The organism is Streptomonospora salina (assembly GCF_014204715.1).
In the GTDB taxonomy this organism is placed as follows: domain Bacteria; phylum Actinomycetota; class Actinomycetes; order Streptosporangiales; family Streptosporangiaceae; genus Streptomonospora; species Streptomonospora salina.
Window position 1 is genome coordinate 4,694,579 of record NZ_JACHLY010000001.1, and the last position, 22,279, is coordinate 4,716,857.

Below are 22,279 nucleotides of genomic sequence, written 5' to 3' on the forward strand. Positions count from 1 at the left end.
AGGCCCGCGGGCCGCGGTCGATCCCCCGGCCGATACGGACAGGAGAGCAGATGAATCAACCGGTGAACGAGCTCAACTGGCTGATCACTGACTTTGCGAATCGTGTGCCGGACGTCGCGCACGCGATCGTCGTCTCGTCGGACGGGCTCCCACTCGCCTCTTCCACCGGTTTCCCCGCGGACCGGGCCGACCAGTTGGCCGCCATCGCCTCAGGGCTGTCCAGCCTGACCCAGGGTGCGTCCCGGGTCTTCGAGGGCGGTGCCGTTTCGCAGACCGTCGTGGAGATGGAGCGGGGGCTGCTGCTGATCATGTCGATCAGCGACGGCTCCTGCCTGGCCGTGCTCGCGGCCGCCGAGTGCGACCTCGGACTGGTCGCCTACGAGATGACTCTGCTCGTCGAGCGGGCGGGGCGTGCGCTGACTCCGGCGGCGCGTACCTCGGGAATCCACTGAACCACCACCGACAGGAGGAAGTGGTGGCACCTCACAGTCGAGATGCCGGGAACGCTTCGTGGTTCGGACAGCAGCCCGGCGGCGAATCCAGGCCGCCGGCGGCGAGCCCGGGCGGCGCGGATGTTCCACGACCAACCCAGAACAACGCCGACCAGCAGGCGGCGGCCAACAGTTCCCCCAGTTCACTGGTTCGCCCCTACGCTGTAACCAAGGGACGTACCAAGCCCAAGTCCCAGCTGCCGCTGGAGACACTGATCTCCTCGACGGAGACGGCGCGTGCCGAACAGGGGACCCTCACCCCCGAGTGCCAGGCCATCAGTGACCTGTGCCGTGACTGGCGCTCCGTGGCCGAGGTCTCGGCTCTGCTGCGCCTGCCGCTCGGTGTGGCGCAGGTCCTCGTCGCGGACATGTCCGAACAGGGACTGCTGCAGATCATGTCGTCGATCAACACCGACAGTCGGCCCAACGCCAACCTTCTTGAAAGGGTGCTCAGTGGACTTCGCAAGCTCTAGCGCGGCCGACGAGGGCGGTGCTGCGGCGAGTGCGATGACGTCGGTCAAGATCGTCGTCGCCGGAGGCTTCGGTGTAGGCAAAACGACGTTCGTCGGCTCCGTCTCCGAGATCGTGCCGCTGACCACCGAGGCCGTCATGACCAGCGCCAGCGTGGGGGTCGACGACCTCGCCAAGACGCCGGACAAGCAAAGCACCACGGTGGCCATGGACTTCGGCCGGGTCTCCCTCGATTCCGACCTCATCCTCTACCTGTTCGGCACCCCGGGCCAGCACCGCTTCTGGTTCATGTGGGACGACCTGGTCAAGGGTGCGATCGGCGCCGTGGTCCTGGTCGACACCCGCCGCCTCGCCGACTGCTTCCCCGCCATCGACTATTTCGAAGAGGCCCGGCTGCCCTTCGTCGTCGCGGTCAACGGGTTCGACGGCTACTACCCCCACGCCGCCCAAGAGGTGCGCGATGCGCTCACGCTCAGCCCGGAGATCCCCATCGTCCAGGTGGACGCGCGCGATCGCTCCTCCACCAAGTCGACGCTGATCACCCTGGTGGAGCATGCCATAACGGTAGGCGACCCCGGAGGCGCCGGCCAGCCCACCTCGACCGGCGGGCAGGGCTCCTGGCGGTAGTGCGCCCCCGGCCGCCCGCGGGATCGGACGCGGCCGGGGGCGGCACGATCCGCGGGCGCGCCCCGTGAGCGGGCGGGTCGTACCGGCGCTCAGCCCAGTCGGGCGGCCACGGCGCGTACCGGTGCTCCGTCCCCGCCGGCCAGCCGGATCGGCAGGGCGATGAACAGCGGATCGGCGAAGTCGATGCCGTCCAGACCGCACAGGTTCTCCAGGATCGTGCCGCCCGCACCGAGCAGGATCGTGTGCGCATCCCAGTCTCCCTCGGGATGCGGGCCGTGCGGCGTGGAGTCCGGGCTGGGCGCGTCCACGCCCACGCAGCGCACCCCCGCGTCGGCGAGCAGCCGTGCGGCGCTCGCGTCCAAGTAGGGGTGGTCGAAGTAGCGCTGCGTTCCGTAGTGCTCATCCCACCCGGTGCGGACGAGCACCGCCGCCCCCGGCGCGAAGCGGTCCGCCCACGGCCCGATGTCCTCCGCCGTGATGGCCGAGCGGTCCGGGCGCCCGGTGGCCTCCACCACCACCGCAGGACCCGTGAACCGCTCCAGCGGAAGCTCCTCCAGGCCCGGCCCGTCGTCGGAGACGTGGTAGGGAGCGTCGGCGTGGGTGCCGCTGTGCGAACTCATGTGGACCGCGGTGGAGTTGAAACCGTTCTCGGCCACCGTGGACGAACGCTCCAGGCGCGGCTGCATGTCTCCGGGGAAGGCCTGCGTCTGCGGGCCGACGGGGCGGCTGAGGTCGACGATGCGGGTGAACTGCACGGGATTCCTCCACTCGGTTCCGGGCGCGGCGCCGGCGGGCGGGGCCCGGCTGCGCCGCAGGCGCCCACACAGGGTGCGTCGCGCGCGGTGACGAGGCAAGATAGCAGGCGATGACTTCCGAGCCTTCCCGCGACCAGCCCGACCCCGGCGCCAACGCGATGACGGACCGCTTCCGGTCCGTGGGCGAACGCGTCCTCGACGCCCTCCTCGAAGACGCCCCGGAATGGGCCGACGACCTCGGTGACCACCGCTTCGCCGATCGGCTCACCGACCACTCCGCCGACGCCGACGCCGCCCGCGCCGGAGTGCTCACCGACGCCCTGGGCGCCCTCGACGAGATCGACGACCTGCTGCTGCCCCCGGACGACCGGGTCGACCTGGAGATGCTGCGCAACCGCGTCTCGGCCGACCTGTGGCAGCTCACCGAGTTGCGTCCGCAGACCTGGGACCCGCTGGTGCACCTGCCCGGCGACGCGCTCTACGGCCTCGTCACCGGAACGGACCTGCCGGCCGAGGAACGCCTGAGCGCCGCGGTCCGGCGCTGCGCCGCCGTCCCCGAATTCCTGGCCACCGCGCGTGACCGCCTCGAAACCGGCCCCGGCATGCCGCGCGTGCACGCAGAGGCCGCGATCGCCCGCGCCGAGGGCGTCCTCGGTCTGCTCGGCGGCGGGATCGACGGCCTCATCGAGCAGGCGCCCTCCCTGCGCGCCGACGCCGGCCGCGCCCGCGAGTCCGCCGCCGACGCGCTGCGCGAGCACGTCTCCTGGCTGCGATCGCGGGTCGGCACCGCCGACGGCGACCCCCGCCTGGGAGCGCGCGACCACGCCGCCCGGCTGTGGTACACGCTGGACTCCGAGTTGTCCCAGGACGCCCTGCTGACCCGCGCCGAAAGCGACCTCCTGGCCACCGAGGAGGCCATCGCAGAAGCGGCCTCCGACTTCGCCGGCGCACCGCCGCGCCCCGGCCAGGTGCGCGAAGTGCTCGACCGGATCGCGGCCGAGGCCGCGGTCTCCGAAGACGCGGTGCGGCCCGTCTGCGAACAGGCCCTGGAGCATCTCGCCGGCCGCGTCGGCGAGCTCGGCTTCGCGACGCCGCCCGACCCCCCGGCGCGCGTCGTCTCCGTGCCGGAGTCGCACCGCGGCACGGCGGTGGCCTACTGCGACCCTCCCGGCCCCCTCTCGCCGCGGCCCGAGCGGCCCGCCCGCATCGCCGTCGCTCCGCCGCCGGCCGAGTGGCCCGCCGAGCGCCGCGCCTCCTTCTACCGCGAGTACAACGCCGACATGCTGCGCGAGCTGATGGCGCACGAGGGCGTGCCCGGCCACGCGCTGCAACTGGCCCGCGCCGCGGGCTACAACGGGGCCACCCGGCTGCGCCGGGCCCTGCACAGCGGGACCTTCGTCGAGGGGTGGGCGGTGTACGCGGAGGAGGCGCTGCAGGAGGCGGGGTGGAGCGAGGACCCCGACCGGAACCGGCGGCTGCGCATCGTCCAACTCAAGACCCGGCTGCGCATGATCATCAACGCCGTCCTCGACGTGCGCGTCCACGCCCACGGCATGACCGAGTCCGAGGCCATGTCCCTGCTGGTCGAGCGCGGACACCAGGAGGAGGGCGAGGCCGCCGGCAAGTGGCGGCGCGCCCGGCTCGGCAGCGCCCAACTGTCCACCTACTACGTCGGCTACCAGGAGGTCTCCGCGATCGTGCGCGACCTGGCCGCCGCGCGGCCCGGAGCCTCCCGCCGCGAGCTGCACGACAGCGTCCTGGACCACGGCTCCCCGGCCCCGCGCCACTTGCGCACCCTGCTGCACGTGTGAACGGCCCGATCCGGCCGCCGGAGACCCGCGGATTCCCGAGAGCGCACGCGGCACCATGGCCTAGACTCCTGACGGCCTGAAATCCCCTGATCCCTGACAACCGGAGCTGACGTCCCCGCTGTAACGGGTTCTCCCGCCTGATGGCAGGGGCTTTCACCCTCGGGTGAGGCCCGCCGTTGCCAGCACTAGCCAACACCACAAGGGAGGTGACCACGTTGGCTACGTTCCACACAGGACCACAGACCCACCAGGCCGTGCCTCCTCAGCGGCCTGCTCTGGAACCCGGCCCAGCAGACAACCCCGGGAACAGGGACGAAACGGGGGCCGGGCGCCGCGACGCACCCGGTGTGGAACACGTGCGAGAGGAGACCCCCGGTCGTGCACCTGCGACCGGGGGCGCCACCCCCGGCCCTTCCGGGATCGGGGAGCAGGGCCGTGAGTGGGCGCTGTGGCGCGCACTCGACACCCGCCTACCCACGCACGCGGGATCGGGCGGGCGCACCAAATGGAACCGCACCCGCAACCGTTTGCCCAAGACCCACACCCTCGACGCGCTATGCGCCGGCACGACCGACACCGTCACCGCAACCGTGTCCGCGGTGCTGGTGGCCGCCTGCACCGGCCGCGGAACCCACGCCCGCACCCGGTGCGGCAAGCACGGGTTCCCGAGGCTGTACATGCCCCGCACCAAGGCGTTCCACGGGTTCGCCACCGGCGACCTCGTCCGCGCGGTCGTGCCCACCGGCAAGAACGCCGGAACCCATACCGGCCGGGTCGCGGTGCGGTCCAACGGCAAGTTCAACGTCACCACCGACCGCGGCGCTGTCCAGGGCATCCACCACCGCCACGTCCGCCGCCTCCAGCGAGGAGACGGTTACGGCTACACAACCGGAAAGGAGGGAGCGGCTTCCTCCCCGGTCTGACGGCCGGGGGATCCGCTGCAGAACCCTGATGACCACGGATCTGATCGTCGGATTCTTCACGCTGACGGCGCTGGAGATCGTCCTCGGCATCGACAACCTCGTATTCATCTCGATCCTGGCGAACAAGCTGCCCGAGCACCAGCGACACCGGGCGCGCCAGCTCGGGATCGGACTGGCCCTGATCGGCCGGTTGGCGCTGCTGGGCTCGATCACGCTGATCATGCGGCTGACGGAGCCGCTGTTCGCGGTCGGCTCGTTCGAATTCAGCGGTCAGGCGCTCATCCTGCTCGTCGGCGGGCTCTTCCTCATCGCCAAGGCCACCTACGAGATCCACGAGAGCCTCGAAGGCGAGGAGGACCACGCCGGCTCGAAGGTGCGCGCCGCGATGGGCGCGGTGCTGATGCAGATCGTCGCACTGGACATCGTCTTCTCCCTGGACTCGGTGATCACGGCGGTCGGCATGATCGGGCCCGACGGCATCTGGGTGATGGTCGCCGCCGTGGTGATCGCCGTGATCGTCATGCTCGTCCTGTCGGGGCCGCTGAGCCGCTTCGTCAGCGACCACCCCACGGTCAAGATGCTGGCCCTGGCGTTCCTGCTGCTGATCGGCATGACCCTGGTCGCCGATGGCCTCGGCTTCCACGTGCCCAAGGGCTACATCTACACCGCGATGGGCTTCTCGCTGTTCGTGGAGGTCCTCAACCTGCTGCGCCGGCGCGCCCGCAGCGCTCCGGTGAAGCTCAGCAGCCGCTACTCCGAGGAGGGGGAGAGCCACGGCTCCGGCGCCCCCGCCGTCGGAAAGGCCGAGTGACCCGCCCGACCGCCGGGGGGTCGGTCCCGCGCCGCCGGGCGGATTATGCTGGGAGCAGCACGGCGCCGCGGACCGGTCCGCGGCGGTCGGGGCGGATCCCAGACGCGGTGGGGGTGAGCGCACGATGAGCGAGGCCGAGCGGGAAGCCCCCTTCGGCGACCCGGACGGCTTCCAGCGCCTGTGGACCCCGCACCGCATGGCCTACATCAAAGGCGAGAACCGGCCCACCGGCCCCGCCCCCGACGACGGATGCCCGTTCTGCCGCGCCCCCGGGCTGCCCGACGGCGAAGGCCTGGTGGTGGCCCGCGGCGAAACCGGGTACGCGGTGCTCAACCTCTACCCCTACAACAGCGGGCACCTGCTGATCTGCCCCTACCGGCACGTCGCCGACTACACCGCACTCGACGGTGCCGAAGCCGCGGAGGCGGCGGCCCTGACCCAGGCCGGGATCACCGCGATGCGCCGCGCCTACGGGCCGCAGGGGTTCAACGTCGGTATGAACCTCGGCGCGCCCGCCGGCGCCGGAATCGCCGCCCACCTGCACCAGCACATCGTCCCCCGCTGGGAAGGCGACACCAACTTCATGCCCGTCATCGGGCGCACCAAGGTCCTGCCCGAACTCCTCGAGCAGACCCGCGAGGCCCTTTCCCAGGCCTGGCCTCAGGAGTGACCGCCGCAGAAGAGGTGAGTCCCATCGCCACGCAGCGCCCCGCACCGGTGCTGATCTTCGACGGCGACTGCGGTTTCTGCACCGGCAGTGTCCGGCTGGTATGCCGCTTCGTCGAGCCGCGCCTGCGCGCCGTTCCCTGGCAGACCGGCGACCTGCCCCCGGCCGCGCGTACCCGGGCCCGGGAGGAGGTCCTGCTGCTGGACGCCGCCGGCACCCGGCTCTGGGGCGGTATCGACGCGGTCGCCGTGCTCCTGCTCGCCAGCCGGCGCCCCCTGTGGCAGCCGGCCGGCTGGCTGCTGCGCCGCGCGCCCCTGCGCGCCGTGGGCGGCGCCGCCTACCGCTGGGTCGCACGCAACCGCCACCGGTTGCCCGGAGGGGCGCCGGCCTGCGCCGCCGGCGCCGCGGACGGTGCCGGGCCGCGTCCCGCGGCTGCGGGAGGTGGCGGGTGACGTTCGCACGGAAAGCGACGTGCGGCGCCGGCGGGCTCGGCGGCCGACCCCCGTCCGGCCCGCGTGCGCCGGACCGCCGCGTGGCCTCTCCCGCTCCTGCGCACTACGATCTTGAGAGATCATGCTGAGAAACCTGCGTCCCGTTTTCAACCGAATGCTGCTGCCCCCCGGCCGACTGCTGGCCAGGGTCGGCGTCACCCCGACCATGGTCACCCTCGTCGGCGCCTTCGGCGTCGTCGCCGCGTCCCTGGTCTTCTACCCCCGCGGCGAGCTCTTCATCGGATCGGTCGCGGTCACGGCCTTCGTGCTGCTGGACATGCTCGACGGCGCCGTGGCCCGCGCCGCCGACCGCACGACCCGCTGGGGCGCCTTCCTCGATTCGACTCTGGACCGCCTTTCCGACGCGGCCATCCTCAGCAGCCTGGTGCTGTGGTTCTTCGGCGGCGGAGACGCGCCCCTGCTGGGCTATGTCACCCTGTTCTGCCTCGTCAGCGGGTTCGGCATCTCCTACATCAAGGCCCGCGCCGAAGGGCTGGGCGCCAACTGCGACGTCGGGTTCGCCGAGCGCACCGAGCGACTCGTGATCCTCCTGGTGGCCGTGGGCCTGGGCGGACTCGGCGTGCCCTACGTGCTGTCGGCCGGGTTGTGGATCCTGGCCGCCCTCAGCGGCATCACCGTCGTGCAGCGCCTGATCGAGACGCGCAACCGCCTCACCCGGCCGCGCCGCCCCGCCGGCGACACCGGCACGGTTTAGGGCGCGTCCGATGGGCCGCTCGCCACGGACGGACGCGTCGAACACACCCGAAAGGGGGCGGACATGTCCGAACGCGCGACGACGGCGCTCTACACTCTGGGCTGGTCGCTGCTGCGGCGCGTCCCCGAACGCGCCGGGCGCGCCGCGTTCAGCGCCGTGGCCGACGCCGCATGGCTGCGCCGCGGCCCCGGCGTGCGCCGCCTGGAGGCCAACCTGCGCCGCGTGGCCGGTCCCGAAGCCGGCGGCGACCGCATCCGCGCGCTCGCGCGCGTCGGCATGCGGTCGTACCTGCGCTACTTCTACGAGATGTTCATGCTGGAGGCTTACAGCGACGCGGACGTGCGCGAGCGCGTGCACTGCACCGGCGTCGACGCCCTCCAGGACATCCTCGACTCCGGGCGCGGCGTCGTCGCCGCGCTTCCGCACATGGGCAACTGGGACCTCGCCGGCGCGTGGATCACCCGCTACGGAATCCCCCTGACCACCGTGGCCGAGAGACTCGAACCCGAGGCGCTGTTCCAGCGCTTCGTCGCCTTCCGCGAAAGCCTCGGCATGGAGGTGCTGCCGCTGACCGGCGGCCCCGCCCACAGCGCCGGGGTTCTCGCCCGCAGGCTGCGCCAGGGCGGCTTCGTGTGCCTGCTCGCCGACCGCGACCTCACCGAGAACGGAATCGACGTCGAATTCTTCGGCGAATCCGCGCGCCTTCCGGCCGGGCCGGCGGCGCTGGCCGAGCGCACCGGCGCCGCTCTGCTCCCCGTGGCGATGTGGCACGACGGCGGGCGCCTGCGGATCGACATCCGCGCCGAGATCCCGGTGCCCGCCGCGACCGGCCGGACCGAGCGGGTCCGGGCCATGACCGCCCAGCTCGCGGGGGTCTTCGAAGGCGCCATCGCCGAACACCCGCAGGACTGGCACATGCTCCAGCGCGTCTTCGCCGCCGACCTGGACTCCGGCGGCCGCGTCCCGAACCGGAAGCGGACGACGCGATGAGGGTCGGTCTGGTCTGCCCCTACACCTGGGAAGTCCCCGGCGGTGTGCAGCAGCACGTCGGCGACCTCGCCCGAGCGCTGCAGCGGCTGGGCCACGACGTCTCCGTGCTGGCGCCCTGCGACTCCGAGACCGAGCTCGACGACCACGTCGTCTCGGCGGGGAGGGCCGTGCCCGTGCCCTACAACGGTTCGGTCGCGCGGCTGTCCTTCGGGTTCCGCGCCGCCGCGCGGGTCCGCCGCTGGATCCGCGCGGGCGCCTTCGACGTGCTCCACGTGCACGAGCCCGCCGCGCCCAGCCTGTCCCTGCTGGCCTGCTGGGTCGCCGAAGGCCCGATCGTGGCGACCTTCCACGCCTCCACGCCCCGCTCACGCGCGCTGGCCGTCTCGGCCGGCGCGCTCCAGCCCGCGCTGGAGAAGATCAACGGCCGCATCGCCGTCTCCGACGCCGCGCGCACGACGCTCGTACAACACCTGGGCGGCGACGCCGTACTCGTCCCCAACGGTGTCGCGGTGGACCGCTACACCCACGCCCGCCCCTTCGACGGCTGGCCCGGCGAGGGCGGCGCCATCGGATTCCTGGGCCGCATCGACGAGTCCCGCAAAGGGCTGGGCGTGCTGCTGGACGCCTTCGACACCCTCGGTCGCGAGCGCACCGGTCTGCGACTGCTGATCGCCGGCCCCGGCGACACCGCCGAGGTGCGCGAGCGCGTCGCGCCCGAGCTGCGCGACCGGGTCGTCTGCCTGGGCCGGGTCGACGAGGCCGACAAGGTGCGCGCTTACCACTCGGTCGACGTGTTCTGCGCCCCCAACCTGGGCGGCGAGAGTTTCGGGATCGTGCTCGCCGAAGCGATGTCGGCGGGAGCCCCGATCCTCGCCAGCGACATCCCCGCCTTCTCCAGCGTGCTGCGCGAAGGCGCGGCCGGACGCCTGTTCGCCACCGGCGACCCGGCCGGACTGGCGCGCGGCGCCGCCGAACTGCTCGACGCCCCCGAGCGCCGCGAGACGCTCTCCCGCGCCGCCCGCGCGGCCGTCGACGCCTACGACTGGCGCACGGTCGCCGCCGACGTCGTGCGGGTCTACGAGACCGTGCTGCCGCTGGAACGCAACGCGGGTCCGGTGACCGCCGGCCGCCAGGAGCCCGTATGACCGCCCGCGACCCCGGATAGCCGCCGATGCCCGACTGGATCTCCACCCTGGCTCTGGCCGTCGCTGCGCTCGTGCTGCTGTCGGCCTACGTATCCTGGCGCGCCGGGCGGCTGGACCGGCTGCACACCCGCGTCGAGACCGCCTACGCCGCGCTGGACGCCGCGCTGCTGCGGCGCGGCGCCGTGGCGCTGGAGCTGGCCGCCTCCCCGGAGCTGGAACCGGCCTCGGCGGTGCTGCTGGGCGACGCCGCGGCCTATGCGCGCCGCGCCCACGGCGGCGACCGCGCGGCGCGCGAACAGGCGGAGAGCAACCTCTCGCGGGCTCTGCGCGCGGTGCTGGACGAGCCCGGGTTCGCCGAGGAGACGGCCGCCGCCGACGGTGCCGCCGCCGACGTCGCCGCGGAAGTGCGGGCCGCCGCCAAGCGGGTGCTGCTGGCCCGGCGCTTCTACAACAACGCCGTGGCCGGCATCCGCGAGGCCCGGTCCCGCCGGCTGGTGCGGCTGCTGCGGCTGGCGGGCCGCGCCCCCGTTCCCGAGTTCTTCGAGATGGACGACGAGCCGCCCGCACCCGTCCCCGCGTGAGCGCTGGACCCGCAGCCCCCGGGCCCGCTGGAACAGCGGATCGGCCGGATGTGTTGTCCCCGCAGAGTCGTCCCCGCACAGGTGCACGAACCGGTGCACGAACCGGTGAACTACCATGGAGCCCGGGACAGCACCGGCCGCACGCCGCTGACGTGCCAGGTCGACCATCCGACGCGCACCGGGCCCCGCACCCCGGTCCGCCCGACCTTTTGGGAGTCCGCCACCGTGACCGACACCGCCGACACCGCCGACAGCGCCGTCGGCACCACCCGCGTCAAGCGGGGGATGGCAGAGCAGCTCAAGAACGGCGTGATCATGGACGTGGTCACCGCCGAGCAGGCCCGGATCGCCGAAGACGCCGGAGCCGTAGCGGTCATGGCCCTGGAGCGCGTGCCCGCCGACATCCGCTCGCACGGCGGCGTGGCGCGCATGTCCGACCCCGACATGATCGACGGCATCATCGAGGCCGTCTCCATCCCCGTCATGGCCAAGGCCCGCATCGGCCACTTCGTCGAGGCGCAGGTCCTGCAGTCCCTCGGCGTCGACTTCATCGACGAGTCCGAGGTGCTCACCCCCGCCGACGAAGCCCACCACGTCGACAAGTGGGCCTTCACCGTCCCGTTCGTCTGCGGCGCCACCAGCATCGGCGAGGCGCTGCGCCGCATCGCCGAGGGCGCGGCCATGATCCGCTCCAAGGGCGAAGCCGGCACCGGCAACGTCGTCGAGGCCACGCGCCACATGCGCGCCATCCGCTCCGAGATCGCCCGGCTGGGCACCCTGGACGGAGCCGAGCTCTTCGGCGCCGCCAAGGAGATGCAGGCGCCCTACGAGGTCGTCAAGGACGTCGCGCGCCTGGGCAGGCTCCCGGTGCCGCTGTTCTCCGCCGGCGGCGTCGCCAGCCCGGCCGACGCGGCACTGATGCGCCAGCTCGGCGCCGAGAGCGTCTTCGTCGGATCGGGCATCTTCAAGTCCGGCGACCCGGCCAAGCGCGCCGACGCCATCGTCCAGGCGACCCTGCACTACCGCGACCCCGGGGTCGTCGCCAAGGTCTCGCGCGGTCTGGGCGACGCGATGGTCGGCATCAACGTGGACGACCTGGAGGAGTCCGAGCGCTACGCCGGACGCGGCTGGTAGAACCGCCCGCGGAGCCGGTGCGGGACGCCCGCGCCGGCCGCGGCCGAGCCACCCGAGCGAGAGGGAGTCTGTGACCGCCACACCCACCGTCGGCGTTCTCGCCCTGCAGGGCGACACCGCCGAGCACCTGCGCGTGCTCGGCGACCTCGGCGTCCCGGCCGAACCGGTCCTCGCCCCCGAAGACCTCGACCGGGTCGACGGAGTGGTCCTGCCCGGCGGGGAGTCCACCACGATGTCCAAGCTCGCCGCGCGCTACGGGCTCCTGGAGCCGCTGCGCAAGCACATCGACGGCGGCATGCCCGCCTACGGCACCTGCGCCGGCATGATCCTGCTCGCCGACCGCATCCTCGACGGCGCCGCGGAGCAGGAGACCGTCGGCGGCCTCGACATGACGGTGCGGCGCAACGCGTTCGGCCGCCAAAGCGACTCCTTCGAGGCGGGCATCGACATCGACGGCATCGGCGGCGCCCCCTTCGAAGCGGTCTTCATCCGGGCGCCCTGGGTCGAGTCGGTGGGCGATCGGGTGCGGGTCCTGGGCCAGACCCCCTACGGTGAGCGGGCCGGTAGGATCGTCGCGGTACGACAGGGCGGCCTGCTGGCTACCTCTTTCCATCCCGAACTCACCGGTGACCCGCGGATACACCGGTTCTTTGTCGACATGGTGAAAGGACAGGTATGAGCGGCCACTCCAAGTGGGCCACCACCAAGCACAAGAAGGCCGCGATCGACGCCAAGCGCGGCAAGCTCTTCGCCAAGCTGGTGAAGAACGTCGAGGTGGCTGCACGCACGGGCGGCGGGGACCTGGAAGGCAACCCCACCCTGTACGACGCCATCCAGAAGGCGAAGAAGAGTTCGGTGCCGCTCGACAACATCGAGCGCGCCCGCAAGCGCGGTTCCGGCGAAGAAGCCGGCGGCGCCGACTGGCAGACCGTCTGGTACGAGGGATACGCCGCAGGCGGGGTCGCGCTGCTCGTCGAGTGCCTCACCGACAACCGCAACCGCGCGACCTCCGAGGTGCGCATGGCGGTCACCCGCAGCGGCGGCTCGATGGGCGACGCCGGATCGGTGTCCTACCTCTTCACGCGCAAGGGCGTCGTGACGGTCTCCAAGGACAGCGCCACCGAGGACGACGTCACCCTCGCGGTGGTCGAAGCCGGCGGCGAGGACGTCAACGACCTCGGCGAGTCCTTCGAGGTCGTCAGCGAACCCAACGAGATCGTCAACGTGCGCACGGCACTGCTGGAAGCGGGCATCGAGTACGACTCGGCCGAGGTCTCCTTCCTGCCCAGCGTCGAGGTCCGGGTAGGCGAGAACGACGCGAAGAAGGTCATGCGCGTGGTCGACGCCCTGGAGGACTCCGACGATGTGCAGAACGTCTACACCAACGCCGACATCCCCGACGACGTCATGGCCAAGCTCGGCTAGAGTCCCCGCGCCTCCGCGCCCGTACGCCGCACGCCCCGCACTCCGGTCCCGGAGCGGGGCGTGCGGCGTTTCGCGCCCGCCGGGCCGCCCGGGTGCCGCGGATCCGCCCGCTCGCCCCGCTGCGCGCGGCCGCGCGCGGTAGGGTGGCCAACCGCCGAAGCAGTCCCGCCCAGCCGCGTGAGCGAGGCCCCATGAATCCCCCCGGTGACACCCCCGACGAGTCCGGCCGTCCCGACTACGGTTCCCGGCCCGGGCCGGATCCGTCCGGCTACTCCGATCCTGCGGGCTATCCCGGCCAGCCGGGCCAGCCGGGCGCGTCCGGCCCCCAGCAGGGCCGGCAGCAGCCGCCGCACCAGCCGCCCTACGGCGCGCCCGGTCCCGGCCCGGCGGCTCCGCCGCCCGCGGCCGGCCCCAACTTCGTCACGGCGCTGTTCGACTTCGAGTTCCGCAGCTTCGTCACCACCCGGATCACCAAGGTGCTGTTCGTCCTCGGCCTGGTGCTGATCGCGATCTCCACCCTCAGCGGGATCGTCGGCTCCTTCGACCTCATATCCCACAACGCACTGGCCGGCCTGCTGGCCCTGCTGGGAGCACTGGTCGGCGGAGCCGTGTCGGTGCTGCTCACGCGTGTGGTCCTGGAAGTGCTGATCGTGCTGTTCCGCATCAGTGAGCACCTCGCCGCGCTCCGCGCCCGCAGCGGCATGTGAGCCGGCGGGTGCTCCGCGGGCGGCGCCCGTCGGCGGAGTCCGCCGGGTCTTGTCGGGGGTGGTGCCCCGGTCCTCACCGAGCGCGGGGTTCTCACCGGCACAGTGCTGGAGAACGGTTGAAACCCCGCGCTCGTTTTCGGTGCACCCGACACAACGGGCCGCGGCCGAGGGCGGACGCGCCGAAGGGCGGGGGAGAGGAGCGTCGCCGGTTCCCGATAGGCTCGGAGCCTGCGAACGGGCGTTCGAGGACGGCGCCGCGGCGCGCAGAGCCGCTGTCGGGAACGGCGGAGCGCCCGCACGGGCAGGCAGCGCCCGCCCGGCCGGTGCGGACGAGGGAGGAGCGGCGTGCGAGTCATGGGGGTCGATCCGGGGCTGACCCGGTGCGGAGTGGGAGTGGTCGACGGCGCGGTCGGGCGGTCCCTCGCGCTGTCGGGCGCCGGGGTCGTGCGCACCGGCGCCGACGCCGACCTGCCCGAGCGGCTCCTGGGCATCGAACACGGCATCGAGGACTGGCTGGACCGGTACCGCCCCGACGCCGTCGCCGTCGAGCGGGTCTTCGCCCAGCACAACGTCAGCACCGTCATGGGCACCGCCCAGGCCAGCGCGATCGCGATCACGTGCGCGGCCCGCCGCGGACTCCCCGTCGCGCTGCATACGCCCAGCGAAGCCAAAGCCGCCATCACCGGCAGCGGACGCGCCGACAAGGCCCAGGTGCAGACCATGGTCGCCCGGCTGCTGGGCCTGGACGCCGCCCCCAAACCGGCCGACGCCGCCGACGCCGCCGCACTGGCCATCTGCCACATCTGGCGCGGCGGTGCCCGGGACCGCATCGCCCAGGCCCAGCAGGACCTCGCCCGCAAGGTGGAGCTGGCGCGCCGCACCCGTCCGACCCCCGAAACCCCCGGAAGGTGACGCCGACGTGATCGCGTTCCTCAGCGGCCGCGTGGCCGCCCGCACCGGAGGGACCGCCGTGATCGAGGTCGGCGGCGTCGGCATGACCGTGCACTGCACACCGACGACCCTGGCCGGCCTGCGGGTGGGCGAGCAGGCCACCGTCCCCACCTCGCTGGTGGTCCGCGAGGAGTCGCTGACCCTCTACGGATTCGCCGACGACGACGAGCGCGAGGTCTTCGAACGGCTCCAGCAGGCGAGCGGGGTCGGGCCGCGCCTGGCGCTGGGCATCCTCGCCGTGCACACGCCCGACGTCCTGCGTTCGGCCGTCGCCTCCGAAGACACCGCCGCCCTCACCCGCGTACCCGGCGTCGGACCCAAGGGCGCCCAGCGCATCGCCCTGGAACTGCGCGACAAGCTCGGTCCGCCCCCGGCCGCCGACCCCGCCGTCGCCGAGCACGGTGCCGCGCCTCCCGCGGCCGAGGCGCCGTGGCGCCCGCAGGTGGTCTCGGGGCTGGTCAACCTGGGATGGTCGGCCAAGGACGCCGAAACCGCGGCCGAGGCCGTCGCCCCCGAGGCCGCCGACTCCCCCGATGTGGCCGTGCTGCTGCGCAGCGCCTTGCGCAGGCTCAGCCGGTCTTAGGAGCACACACGATGAGCGACTACGAGCGCGACGCCGTCGCGGCCGACGCCGACTCCGACGAGCGTGCGCTGGAAGGAGCGCTGCGTCCGCGCAGCCTGGACGACTTCGTCGGCCAGGAGCGTGTCCGCCAGCAGCTGTCGCTGGTGCTGCGCGGCGCTCAGCGGCGCGGCCGGGCCCCCGACCACGTGCTGCTCTCCGGCGGGCCGGGCCTGGGCAAGACCACCCTGGCCATGATCATCGCGGCCGAGCTCGGCGCGCCCCTGCGCATCAGCTCCGGACCGGCCATCGAGCGCTCCGGCGACCTCGCCGCGGTGCTGTCCACCCTGCACGACGGCGAGGTGCTGTTCCTCGACGAGATCCACCGGATGGCGCGCCCCGCCGAAGAGATGCTCTACGTCGCCATGGAGGACTTCCGCGTGGACGTGATGGTCGGCAAAGGGCCGGGCGCGACCGCCATCCCGCTGGACGTCGCCCCCTTCACCCTGGTCGGCGCCACGACGCGTTCGGGACTGCTGCCCGCACCGCTGCGCGACCGGTTCGGCTTCACGGCCAACATGGACTTCTACGACGCCGCCGACCTGGAGTGGATCCTGCGCCGCTCGGCCGGCCTGCTGGGCGTCGAGGTCGACGGCGACGCCGCCGCCGAGATCGCCGGGCGTTCGCGCGGCACCCCCCGCATCGCCAACCGGCTGCTGCGGAGGGTGCGCGACTACGCCGAAGTGCACGGCGACGGCCGCCTCACCCGCGACACCGCCTGCGCCGCGCTGACGCTGTTCGAGGTCGACCACCACGGGCTGGACCGGTTGGACCGGGGGGTGCTGGAAGCCCTGTGCGGGAAGTTCCGCGGCGGTCCGGTCGGGCTGTCGACACTGGCTGTGGCGGTGGGGGAGGAGCCCGAGACCGTCGAAGTGGTCGCCGAACCGTTCCTGGTGCGCTCGGGACTCATCGCCCGCACCCCGCGCGGGCGGGTGGCCACCCCCGACGCCTGGAACCACCTGGGTATCGCGCCGCCGGCCGACGCCGCGTTCGGGGCCGCGGCGGCCGCCGACACCGCGGCCGCCCCGCGCGCCGTCGACGCGTCCGGAACCGAAGGCGCGGCCCGGTGAGGCGGAAACATCCGCGGGCGGGGGTCCGCTGCGCGGACCGGTAGGTAAACTGGGACGCGGACCTTGCGAGTCGGCAACGATGGACGCGGATCGCAGCCGCGGGGAACACGCGGCGCCGCCCACGCGTTGACCTGCGGCGGCGTGGTGCCGCGGAACGCGGATCCGCGACCGCGGTGGCGGCGCGGCCGCTAAGGTCGGAACAATCTATGGAAGGACACCCCGTGCTGGCCCAGACAATTTTGGCCGAGGGCACCCAAGACACCGGCGGCCTCCTCGGGATGGTCCTGCCGCTCGTGCTCATCGCACTCGTCTTCTGGCTGCTGATCCTCCGCCCGCAGCAGAAGCGCAAGCAGCAGGAGACCAAGCTGCAGAGCCAACTGCAGCCGGGCGTCGAGGTGCTGACCAAGGCGGGCATTTTCGCCACCGTCGTGGAGGTCCGCGAGAACGAGGTCGAGTTGGAGATCTCCCCGGGTACTCGGGTCCGGATGCTCAAGGCGGGCGTCGGCGACGTCGTCACGCCCAACGACGGCGTGAGCGACGACACCCCGGTCGAAGACCGCCCCGACTTCCCGGGCAACGACGACAAGAACGACGGCTCCCGCTAGGAGCCGGTGACGAAGCGGGCCCCGCCGCGGGCCCCGTTTCGTGCGTCCGCGCCCGGTCGGCGCGCCCCAACGCCCCCGCCGCTGCGGCCCGGGCCGCCGGGCGCGCCGCCGACCCCCGCCCCCATCAACCGAGACGAGGAGACCCCCTCCGCCATGCCCGCCGACTCCAGTGCCCCCGCCGACCTCGAATCCCGGATCACGTCCGGCATGCGCGACGTCCCCGACTTCCCCAAGGAAGGGGTCGTCTTCAAGGACATCACTCCGCTGCTGGCCGACCCCGAGTCCCTGCGGGCCGTGGTCGCGGGCATCGCCGGCCGCTACGCCCGGGGCTCGGTCGACGCCGTGCTCGGACTGGAGGCGCGCGGCTTCATCCTGGGGGCCCCGATCGCGCTGGAACTGGGCGCCGGCTTCGTGCCCGTACGCAAAGCCGGGAAACTCCCGCGCGAGACCCACCGGGCGTCCTATGATCTGGAATACGGCTCGGAGACCATCGAGATGCACGCCGACGCCGTGGGCCCGGGAAGCCGTGTCCTGATCGTCGACGACGTGCTCGCCACCGGCGGCACGGCTCGGGCCGCGGTGGAGCTGGTCGACAAGGCGGGTGGTACGGTCGTGGGATTCTCCGTCCTGGTCGAGCTCGGGTTCCTCCAGGGTCGGCGGAAACTGACCGACGTGGAGCCGCACGCATTGGCCGTGCTTTAGCGGCCGGGTTCCGGGCCGTGCGCCCCGGACCCGCCGAATAGGCCCTGACATGCGAAAATCGCTGCCGTCCGGCAGTAGAATCGCGGGCATAACAGGGCTGCGGTGATGCGTTGCTACAGGTGACACCTGACGTGCACGACGCAGACGTCGACCCGGCGGGCCGAGCGGCGGCGACCCCGCGGCGCGGTCACCCTCCCGCAGCGAGGCGGAGTGGACCCGGCCCCCGGGAGAACCCGCGGGAGGGATGTCCATGGCAGGCGAAGCGGCATCGGCCGAGGCGGCCTCCGCACTGCGCGGAGCCTCCCCGAGCGGGCACGACCGCTCCGGGAACGCGCATACCCCCGAGCCGCCCGCCGCACACGCCGCCGACCCCGCTGATTCCGGCGCCGCGTCCCGACAACCCGGTCCAGACAGCGGAGCCGACGGCCGGAACGCCTCCCCGGCCGGCTCCAACCCGTCGTCCGGCGTGCGGGTACGGCGCAGACTCGCACGACTCGGTGCACAGCGGGGGGTATCCATGAACCCGGTCCTCGAACCACTCATCAAGACCGTCCGGGCGACCCATCCCAAGGTCGACGTCCGGCTCATCGAGCGCGCCTACGACGTCGCGGCGCACTACCACCGCGACCAGAAGCGCAAGAGCGGCGACCCCTACATCACCCACCCGCTGGCGGTGGCCACCATCCTCGCCGAGCTGGGCATGCAGGAACCCACGCTCGCCGCGGCGCTGCTGCACGACACCGTCGAGGACACCAGTTACCCCCTCGACCAGCTGCGCAAGGACTTCGGCGACGAGATCGCCGAGCTCGTCGACGGGGTGACCAAGCTCGACAAGGTCAAGTACGGCGAGGCCACCGAGGCCGAAACCGTGCGCAAGATGGTCGTGGCGATGTCCCGCGACATCAAGGTGCTGGTCATCAAGCTGTGCGACCGGCTGCACAACATGCGCACCCTCCGCTACCTGCCCGAGGCCAAGCGCGAGAAGAAGGCCCGCGAGACCCTGGAGATCTTCGCGCCCCTGGCCCACCGGCTGGGCATGAACACCATCAAGTGGGAACTCGAAGACCTCGCCTTCGCCACCCTCTATCCCAAGCGGTTCGACGAGATCGCCCGCCTGGTCTCCGAGCGGGCCCCGCGCCGCGACGTCTACCTGCAGGACGTCATCGAAGCGGTCTCGGCCGACCTGCGCGACGCCAAGATCAAGGCGACGGTGCGCGGGCGGCCCAAGCACTACTACTCGATCTACCAGAAGATGATCGCCCGCAACTGCGGCTTCGACGAGATCTACGACCTCGTCGCCGTGCGGGTGCTCGTCGACAGCGTCCGCGACTGCTACGCGGCCCTGGGCACCATCCACGCGCGGTGGAACCCCGTCCCCGGACGGTTCAAGGACTACATCGCGATGCCCAAGTTCAACATGTACCAGTCGCTGCACACCACGGTGATCGGTCCGTCGGGCAACCCCGTCGAGCTGCAGATCCGCACCCGCGCGATGCACCGCCGGGCCGAGTACGGGATCGCGGCGCACTGGAAGTACAAGGAGGAGCGGGCCGCCGCCAAGGAAGCCGGGACGTCCAAGGGCACCGCCGACATGGCCTGGCTGCGCCAGCTCATCGACTGGCAGCAGGAGACCAAGGACCCCGGCGAGTTCCTGGAGTCGCTGCGTTTCGACCTGTCGGTGCAGGAGGTCTTCGTCTTCACCCCGCAGGGCGACGCCATCGCCCTGCCGCAGGGGGCCACCCCCATCGACTTCGCCTACGCGGTCCACACCGAGGTCGGGCACCGCACCGTGGGGGCCAGGATCAACGGCCGGCTCGTGTCTCTGGAGAGCGAGCTGCACAACGGCGAGACCGTGGAGATCCTCACCTCCAAGGCCGGCGACGCCGGCCCCAGCCGCGACTGGCTGCAGTTCGTCAAGAGCGCCCGCGCGCGCAACAAGATCCGGCAGTGGTTCACCAAGGAGCGCCGCGAGCAGGCCATCGAGCGGGGCAAGGACGCCATCGCGCGGGTCATGCGCAAGCAGGAACTGCCGATAAAGCGGTTGTTCAGCGGCGAAGCCCTGATCGCGCTGGCGCGCGACCTGCGCTACGGCGACGTCGACTCCCTGTACGCCGCCGTGGGCGAGGGCCGCATCGGCTCGCAGAACGTCGTGCAGAAACTCGTCGACTCGCTCGGCGGGATCGAGAGCGCCGAGGAGGACATCGCCGAGTCCTCCCTGCCGACCCGGACCCGGCCGCGGCCGGCCGGCAACCCCGGCGTGGTCGTCGAGGGCGACTCCGCCGTGTGGGTGCGGCTTTCCAAGTGCTGTACGCCGGTTCCCGGCGACGACATCGTCGGATTCGTCACCCGCGGCAACGGGGTATCGGTGCACCGCAGCGACTGCGTCAACGCCCGCGCCCTGGACCAGGAGCGCATGGTCGACGTGGAGTGGCAGCCCACCGAGGACTCCATGTTCCTGGTGGCGCTGCAGGTCGAAGCGCTGGACCGCTCCCGCCTGCTGTCGGACATCACTCGGGTGCTGTCCGACCAGCACGTCAACATCCTTTCGGCCACCGTGCAGACCAGCCGCGACCGGGTCGCGCTGAGCCGGTTCACCTTCGAGATGGCCGACCCCACCCACCTCGGCCACGTCCTCAAAGCCGTGCGCGGGGTCGACGGGGTCTACGACGTCTACCGGATGAAGAACTGACCTCCCCGGTAGGGCCGCACGGGCGGTCCCGGCCGGCGGTCCCCGCGTGTTCCGCCGGCCCGCGGCGGCCTGCGGCGTTTCGCGGCGTGTGAGCCGCCGCGCAGCGGTCAGAATGTCGGCATGAACAAGTTGTCGTTGGACGCCCTCGCCCGCAACCACCTGGAGACGGCGGCGGCGGCGCCGGCCGGCCGCAGTTCCGAAACGTTCTACGGCGGGCACGAGCGCACGCTCCGCCAGACCCTCATCGCGCTCACCCGGGGCAGCACCCTGTCGGAACACCCCAATCCCGGCGAGGCGACCGTCCTGGTCCTGCGCGGCCGCGTCCGCCTCGACGCCGACGGGGACAGTTGGGAAGGCCGGGCCAACGACGTGCTGGTCGTCCCGGAGAAGAGCCACTCGCTGGAGGCGTTGGAGGACTGCGCGATCGTGCTCACCGTCGCCAAGAGCTGACACCGGAGGCGGCCGCACCGCGGAGACCGCGCAGGACCGCCGCCCGCCGCATCAGCTCATCTCGTCCAGCGCACGCTGCGCCTCCTCCAGCCAGGACCGGCGCGCGGCCAGCGCCTCCTCGGCCTCGCGGATCTCGCGGTCGTCGCCGCGCCGCTTGGCGCCGTCGAGGTCGTCCTCCAACTGGGAGATCGCGCCGCGCAGCCGGTCGGCGGTGGCTTCGGCGCGCGCCCGGGCCTCGGGGTTGGTGCGCTGCCACTCGCGGTCCTCGGCCCGGCGCACCTCGTCCTCGAGCTTGCGGAAGGCGCCCTCCAGCCGGTCGCGCTGGTCGCGCGGCAGCGGCCCCGCCTCCTCCCAGGCCTCCTGGAAGTCGCGGAGCCGGGCGCGCGCCGCCCGCGGTCCGGTGATCTCCGACAGCTCGGTGCGCGCATCCTCCAGGAGGCGTTCCTTGGCCTCGGCGTTGCCCCGCAGTTCGGCGTCGCGCTCGGCGAAGGCCGCGTTGCGCGCCTGGAAGAACCGGTCCTGGGCCGCCTTGAACCGCGACCACAGCTTGTCCTCGCTGGTGCGGTCGGCGCGGCCGCTGCCCTTCCACTGCTGCATCAGATCCCGGTAGCGGGCCGCGGTGGCGCCCCAATCGGTGGAGTCGGTCAGCGACTCCGCCTCGGCCACCAGGCGCTCCTTGTCCTGGCGTACCTGCTCGCGCTGCTGGTCAAGGCCCGCGAAGTAGGCCTTGCGGCGCTTGGAGAAGGAGTTGCGCGCCGCCGACATCCGCTTCCACAGTGCCTGTTCGGTGGGCCGGTCGGTACGCGGCGCCGCCTTCCACTCGTCGATCAGCTGCCGCATCCGCTCGCCACCGGACTTCCAGTGCGTGGTTTCGGCTGCGACGCGCTCGGCCTCGGCGACGATGCGCTCCTTGACCTCGCGCGCCTCGGACCGCGCCTGCTCCTGCGCCTGCTTCTGCTCGACCCTGCGCTTCTCGGCCTGCTCGGTCAGCACGTCCAGACGCCGCGAAAGCGCATCGAGGTCGCCCACGGCGTTGGCTTCGCGCACCGCGGTGCGCAGCTTCTCCACGCTCGACAGCGCCTGCGACGCCGACAGGTCCGTGGTGCGCAGCCGCTTCTCCAGCAGATCGACCTCGGTAACCAGGGCGTCGTATTTGCGGCGGAAGAACGCGAGGGCCTCCTCGGGCGCGCCCGCCTGCCACGATCCGACGACGCGCTCGCCCTCGCCCGTGCGCACGTAGACCGTGCCGTCGTCGTCAACGCGGCCCCAGGGGTCCGTGGTCACCGTGTCCTCCAGAGTCATGAGCCCGGCCCGCAGGCCAGGTCCGGGTGGTCCGGCGGGCGGCTTTCGCCAGAGCCGGTGTGAACCGCCGTGACTGAGCACGATATCCGCACACCTCACCGGATACCGTCCGCCTCCTGTCAGCGTCGTCGCACATCAACGGCGCAA

25 protein-coding genes are annotated in these 22,279 nt (G+C 72.4%); 23 read left to right on the plus strand and 2 right to left on the minus strand.

The window, feature by feature from the left end; translation table 11 throughout:
* Nucleotides 1–50 precede the first annotated feature (50 nt).
* The 3 genes from HNR25_RS21230 to HNR25_RS21240 are packed head-to-tail and all read left to right on the plus strand — an operon-like array spanning nucleotide 51 to nucleotide 1,589.
* Nucleotides 51–452 carry a roadblock/LC7 domain-containing protein gene (locus HNR25_RS21230; RefSeq protein WP_131099191.1) on the plus strand — a complete coding sequence of 134 codons (402 nt, stop codon included), beginning with the start codon at nucleotides 51–53 and terminating at the stop codon, nucleotides 450–452.
* Between the two features lie 20 nt (nucleotides 453–472).
* The gene (locus HNR25_RS26205; RefSeq protein ID WP_312862669.1) at nucleotides 473–964 is read left to right on the plus strand and encodes a DUF742 domain-containing protein; all 492 of its coding nucleotides are present in this window, start codon (nucleotides 473–475) and stop codon (nucleotides 962–964) included.
* Nucleotides 965–998: 34 nt separating this feature from the next.
* Complete coding sequence (locus tag HNR25_RS21240) at nucleotides 999–1,589, plus strand: GTP-binding protein (protein ID WP_040275592.1); 591 nt, start codon at nucleotides 999–1,001, stop codon at nucleotides 1,587–1,589.
* An 89-nt stretch (nucleotides 1,590–1,678) separates the two neighbouring features.
* On the opposite strand, the gene HNR25_RS21245 is transcribed toward HNR25_RS21240, so the two are convergent.
* The gene (locus tag HNR25_RS21245) at nucleotides 1,679–2,344 is read right to left on the minus strand and encodes a cyclase family protein (RefSeq protein WP_184638038.1); all 666 of its coding nucleotides are present in this window, start codon (nucleotides 2,342–2,344) and stop codon (nucleotides 1,679–1,681) included.
* 158 nt (nucleotides 2,345–2,502) lie between these two features.
* On the opposite strand from HNR25_RS21245, the gene HNR25_RS21250 reads away from it, so the two are divergent.
* The 20 genes from HNR25_RS21250 (at nucleotide 2,503) to HNR25_RS21345 (ending at nucleotide 20,830) form a co-directional block, all read left to right on the plus strand.
* Entirely contained in the window at nucleotides 2,503–4,155 is a 1,653-nt protein-coding gene (locus tag HNR25_RS21250; RefSeq protein WP_184639651.1) for a DUF885 domain-containing protein, read from the plus strand.
* A 347-nt stretch (nucleotides 4,156–4,502) separates the two neighbouring features.
* Nucleotides 4,503–5,078, plus strand: a complete 576-nt coding sequence (locus HNR25_RS21255; protein WP_184638040.1) for a hypothetical protein — start codon at nucleotides 4,503–4,505, stop codon at nucleotides 5,076–5,078.
* A gap of 28 nt (nucleotides 5,079–5,106) precedes the next feature.
* Nucleotides 5,107–5,889, plus strand: coding sequence for a TerC family protein (locus HNR25_RS21260; protein ID WP_184638042.1), 783 nt, complete (start codon nucleotides 5,107–5,109; stop codon nucleotides 5,887–5,889).
* A 124-nt stretch (nucleotides 5,890–6,013) separates the two neighbouring features.
* Nucleotides 6,014–6,559, plus strand: a complete 546-nt coding sequence (locus HNR25_RS21265) for an HIT family protein (protein ID WP_184638044.1) — start codon at nucleotides 6,014–6,016, stop codon at nucleotides 6,557–6,559.
* A 14-nt stretch (nucleotides 6,560–6,573) separates the two neighbouring features.
* Entirely contained in the window at nucleotides 6,574–7,008 is a 435-nt protein-coding gene (locus tag HNR25_RS21270) for a thiol-disulfide oxidoreductase DCC family protein (protein ID WP_312862670.1), read from the plus strand.
* 121 nt (nucleotides 7,009–7,129) lie between these two features.
* The gene (gene pgsA / locus HNR25_RS21275) at nucleotides 7,130–7,762 is read left to right on the plus strand and encodes a phosphatidylinositol phosphate synthase (protein ID WP_184638046.1); all 633 of its coding nucleotides are present in this window, start codon (nucleotides 7,130–7,132) and stop codon (nucleotides 7,760–7,762) included.
* 63 nt (nucleotides 7,763–7,825) lie between these two features.
* Entirely contained in the window at nucleotides 7,826–8,752 is a 927-nt protein-coding gene (locus HNR25_RS21280) for a phosphatidylinositol mannoside acyltransferase (protein ID WP_184638048.1), read from the plus strand.
* Entirely contained in the window at nucleotides 8,749–9,897 is a 1,149-nt protein-coding gene (locus HNR25_RS21285) for a glycosyltransferase family 4 protein (protein WP_184638050.1), read from the plus strand. Before HNR25_RS21280 ends, HNR25_RS21285 begins: the two co-directional genes overlap by 4 nt.
* Nucleotides 9,898–9,923: 26 nt before the next feature.
* On the plus strand, nucleotides 9,924–10,478 hold the full coding sequence (locus tag HNR25_RS21290) for a hypothetical protein (RefSeq protein ID WP_184638053.1): 555 nt from the start codon (nucleotides 9,924–9,926) through the stop codon (nucleotides 10,476–10,478).
* A 225-nt stretch (nucleotides 10,479–10,703) separates the two neighbouring features.
* A complete protein-coding gene (pdxS, locus tag HNR25_RS21295; protein WP_184638054.1) occupies nucleotides 10,704–11,612 on the plus strand; it encodes a pyridoxal 5'-phosphate synthase lyase subunit PdxS in 909 nt (302 codons plus the stop codon).
* Between the two features lie 70 nt (nucleotides 11,613–11,682).
* Nucleotides 11,683–12,291: a pyridoxal 5'-phosphate synthase glutaminase subunit PdxT gene (gene pdxT / locus HNR25_RS21300; protein ID WP_184638056.1), complete on the plus strand. Its 609-nt coding sequence runs from the start codon at nucleotides 11,683–11,685 to the stop codon at nucleotides 12,289–12,291.
* Complete coding sequence (locus HNR25_RS21305; protein ID WP_184638058.1) at nucleotides 12,288–13,037, plus strand: YebC/PmpR family DNA-binding transcriptional regulator; 750 nt, start codon at nucleotides 12,288–12,290, stop codon at nucleotides 13,035–13,037. The genes pdxT and HNR25_RS21305 overlap by 4 nt, the downstream gene beginning before the upstream one ends.
* Nucleotides 13,038–13,228: 191 nt before the next feature.
* A complete protein-coding gene (locus HNR25_RS21310; RefSeq protein ID WP_184638059.1) occupies nucleotides 13,229–13,744 on the plus strand; it encodes a DUF4282 domain-containing protein in 516 nt (171 codons plus the stop codon).
* A gap of 345 nt (nucleotides 13,745–14,089) precedes the next feature.
* Nucleotides 14,090–14,656: a crossover junction endodeoxyribonuclease RuvC gene (gene ruvC, locus HNR25_RS21315; protein ID WP_184638061.1), complete on the plus strand. Its 567-nt coding sequence runs from the start codon at nucleotides 14,090–14,092 to the stop codon at nucleotides 14,654–14,656.
* Between the two features lie 7 nt (nucleotides 14,657–14,663).
* Nucleotides 14,664–15,278 (plus strand): Holliday junction branch migration protein RuvA, encoded by a 615-nt coding sequence (gene ruvA, locus HNR25_RS21320; RefSeq protein WP_184638063.1) that lies wholly within the window; start codon nucleotides 14,664–14,666, stop codon nucleotides 15,276–15,278.
* Nucleotides 15,279–15,289: 11 nt separating this feature from the next.
* A complete protein-coding gene (gene ruvB, locus HNR25_RS21325; protein ID WP_184638065.1) occupies nucleotides 15,290–16,384 on the plus strand; it encodes a Holliday junction branch migration DNA helicase RuvB in 1,095 nt (364 codons plus the stop codon).
* Between the two features lie 278 nt (nucleotides 16,385–16,662).
* Nucleotides 16,663–16,989 (plus strand): preprotein translocase subunit YajC, encoded by a 327-nt coding sequence (yajC, locus tag HNR25_RS21330; protein WP_184639655.1) that lies wholly within the window; start codon nucleotides 16,663–16,665, stop codon nucleotides 16,987–16,989.
* Nucleotides 16,990–17,142: 153 nt separating this feature from the next.
* The gene (locus HNR25_RS21335) at nucleotides 17,143–17,691 is read left to right on the plus strand and encodes an adenine phosphoribosyltransferase (protein WP_184638066.1); all 549 of its coding nucleotides are present in this window, start codon (nucleotides 17,143–17,145) and stop codon (nucleotides 17,689–17,691) included.
* A 517-nt stretch (nucleotides 17,692–18,208) separates the two neighbouring features.
* The gene (locus tag HNR25_RS21340) at nucleotides 18,209–20,380 is read left to right on the plus strand and encodes a RelA/SpoT family protein (protein ID WP_184638068.1); all 2,172 of its coding nucleotides are present in this window, start codon (nucleotides 18,209–18,211) and stop codon (nucleotides 20,378–20,380) included.
* 120 nt (nucleotides 20,381–20,500) lie between these two features.
* Complete coding sequence (locus HNR25_RS21345) at nucleotides 20,501–20,830, plus strand: cupin domain-containing protein (protein WP_184638070.1); 330 nt, start codon at nucleotides 20,501–20,503, stop codon at nucleotides 20,828–20,830.
* A gap of 51 nt (nucleotides 20,831–20,881) precedes the next feature.
* Here the strand turns inward: HNR25_RS21345 and HNR25_RS21350 are convergent, their stop codons facing one another.
* Nucleotides 20,882–22,114, minus strand: coding sequence for a DUF349 domain-containing protein (locus HNR25_RS21350; RefSeq protein WP_184638072.1), 1,233 nt, complete (start codon nucleotides 22,112–22,114; stop codon nucleotides 20,882–20,884).
* Between the last annotated feature and the right edge of the window lie 165 nt (nucleotides 22,115–22,279).

Excerpts from the sequence above, each read along its gene's own strand:
- HNR25_RS21230 (WP_131099191.1), top strand. The coding sequence starts at position 51 with ATGAATCAACCGGTGAACGAGCTCAACTGGCTGATCACTGACTTTGCG.
- HNR25_RS21240 (WP_040275592.1), top strand. The coding sequence starts at position 999 with ATGACGTCGGTCAAGATCGTCGTCGCCGGAGGCTTCGGTGTAGGCAAA.
- HNR25_RS21250 (WP_184639651.1), top strand. The coding sequence starts at position 2,503 with ATGACGGACCGCTTCCGGTCCGTGGGCGAACGCGTCCTCGACGCCCTC.
- HNR25_RS21260 (WP_184638042.1), top strand. The coding sequence starts at position 5,107 with ATGACCACGGATCTGATCGTCGGATTCTTCACGCTGACGGCGCTGGAG.
- HNR25_RS21265 (WP_184638044.1), top strand. The coding sequence starts at position 6,014 with ATGAGCGAGGCCGAGCGGGAAGCCCCCTTCGGCGACCCGGACGGCTTC.
- pgsA (WP_184638046.1), top strand. The coding sequence starts at position 7,130 with ATGCTGAGAAACCTGCGTCCCGTTTTCAACCGAATGCTGCTGCCCCCC.
- HNR25_RS21280 (WP_184638048.1), top strand. The coding sequence starts at position 7,826 with ATGTCCGAACGCGCGACGACGGCGCTCTACACTCTGGGCTGGTCGCTG.
- HNR25_RS21285 (WP_184638050.1), top strand. The coding sequence starts at position 8,749 with ATGAGGGTCGGTCTGGTCTGCCCCTACACCTGGGAAGTCCCCGGCGGT.
- HNR25_RS21290 (WP_184638053.1), top strand. The coding sequence starts at position 9,924 with ATGCCCGACTGGATCTCCACCCTGGCTCTGGCCGTCGCTGCGCTCGTG.
- HNR25_RS21305 (WP_184638058.1), top strand. The coding sequence starts at position 12,288 with ATGAGCGGCCACTCCAAGTGGGCCACCACCAAGCACAAGAAGGCCGCG.
- HNR25_RS21310 (WP_184638059.1), top strand. The coding sequence starts at position 13,229 with ATGAATCCCCCCGGTGACACCCCCGACGAGTCCGGCCGTCCCGACTAC.
- ruvB (WP_184638065.1), top strand. The coding sequence starts at position 15,290 with ATGAGCGACTACGAGCGCGACGCCGTCGCGGCCGACGCCGACTCCGAC.
- yajC (WP_184639655.1), top strand. The coding sequence starts at position 16,663 with ATGGTCCTGCCGCTCGTGCTCATCGCACTCGTCTTCTGGCTGCTGATC.
- HNR25_RS21335 (WP_184638066.1), top strand. The coding sequence starts at position 17,143 with ATGCCCGCCGACTCCAGTGCCCCCGCCGACCTCGAATCCCGGATCACG.
- HNR25_RS21340 (WP_184638068.1), top strand. The coding sequence starts at position 18,209 with ATGAACCCGGTCCTCGAACCACTCATCAAGACCGTCCGGGCGACCCAT.
- HNR25_RS21345 (WP_184638070.1), top strand. The coding sequence starts at position 20,501 with ATGAACAAGTTGTCGTTGGACGCCCTCGCCCGCAACCACCTGGAGACG.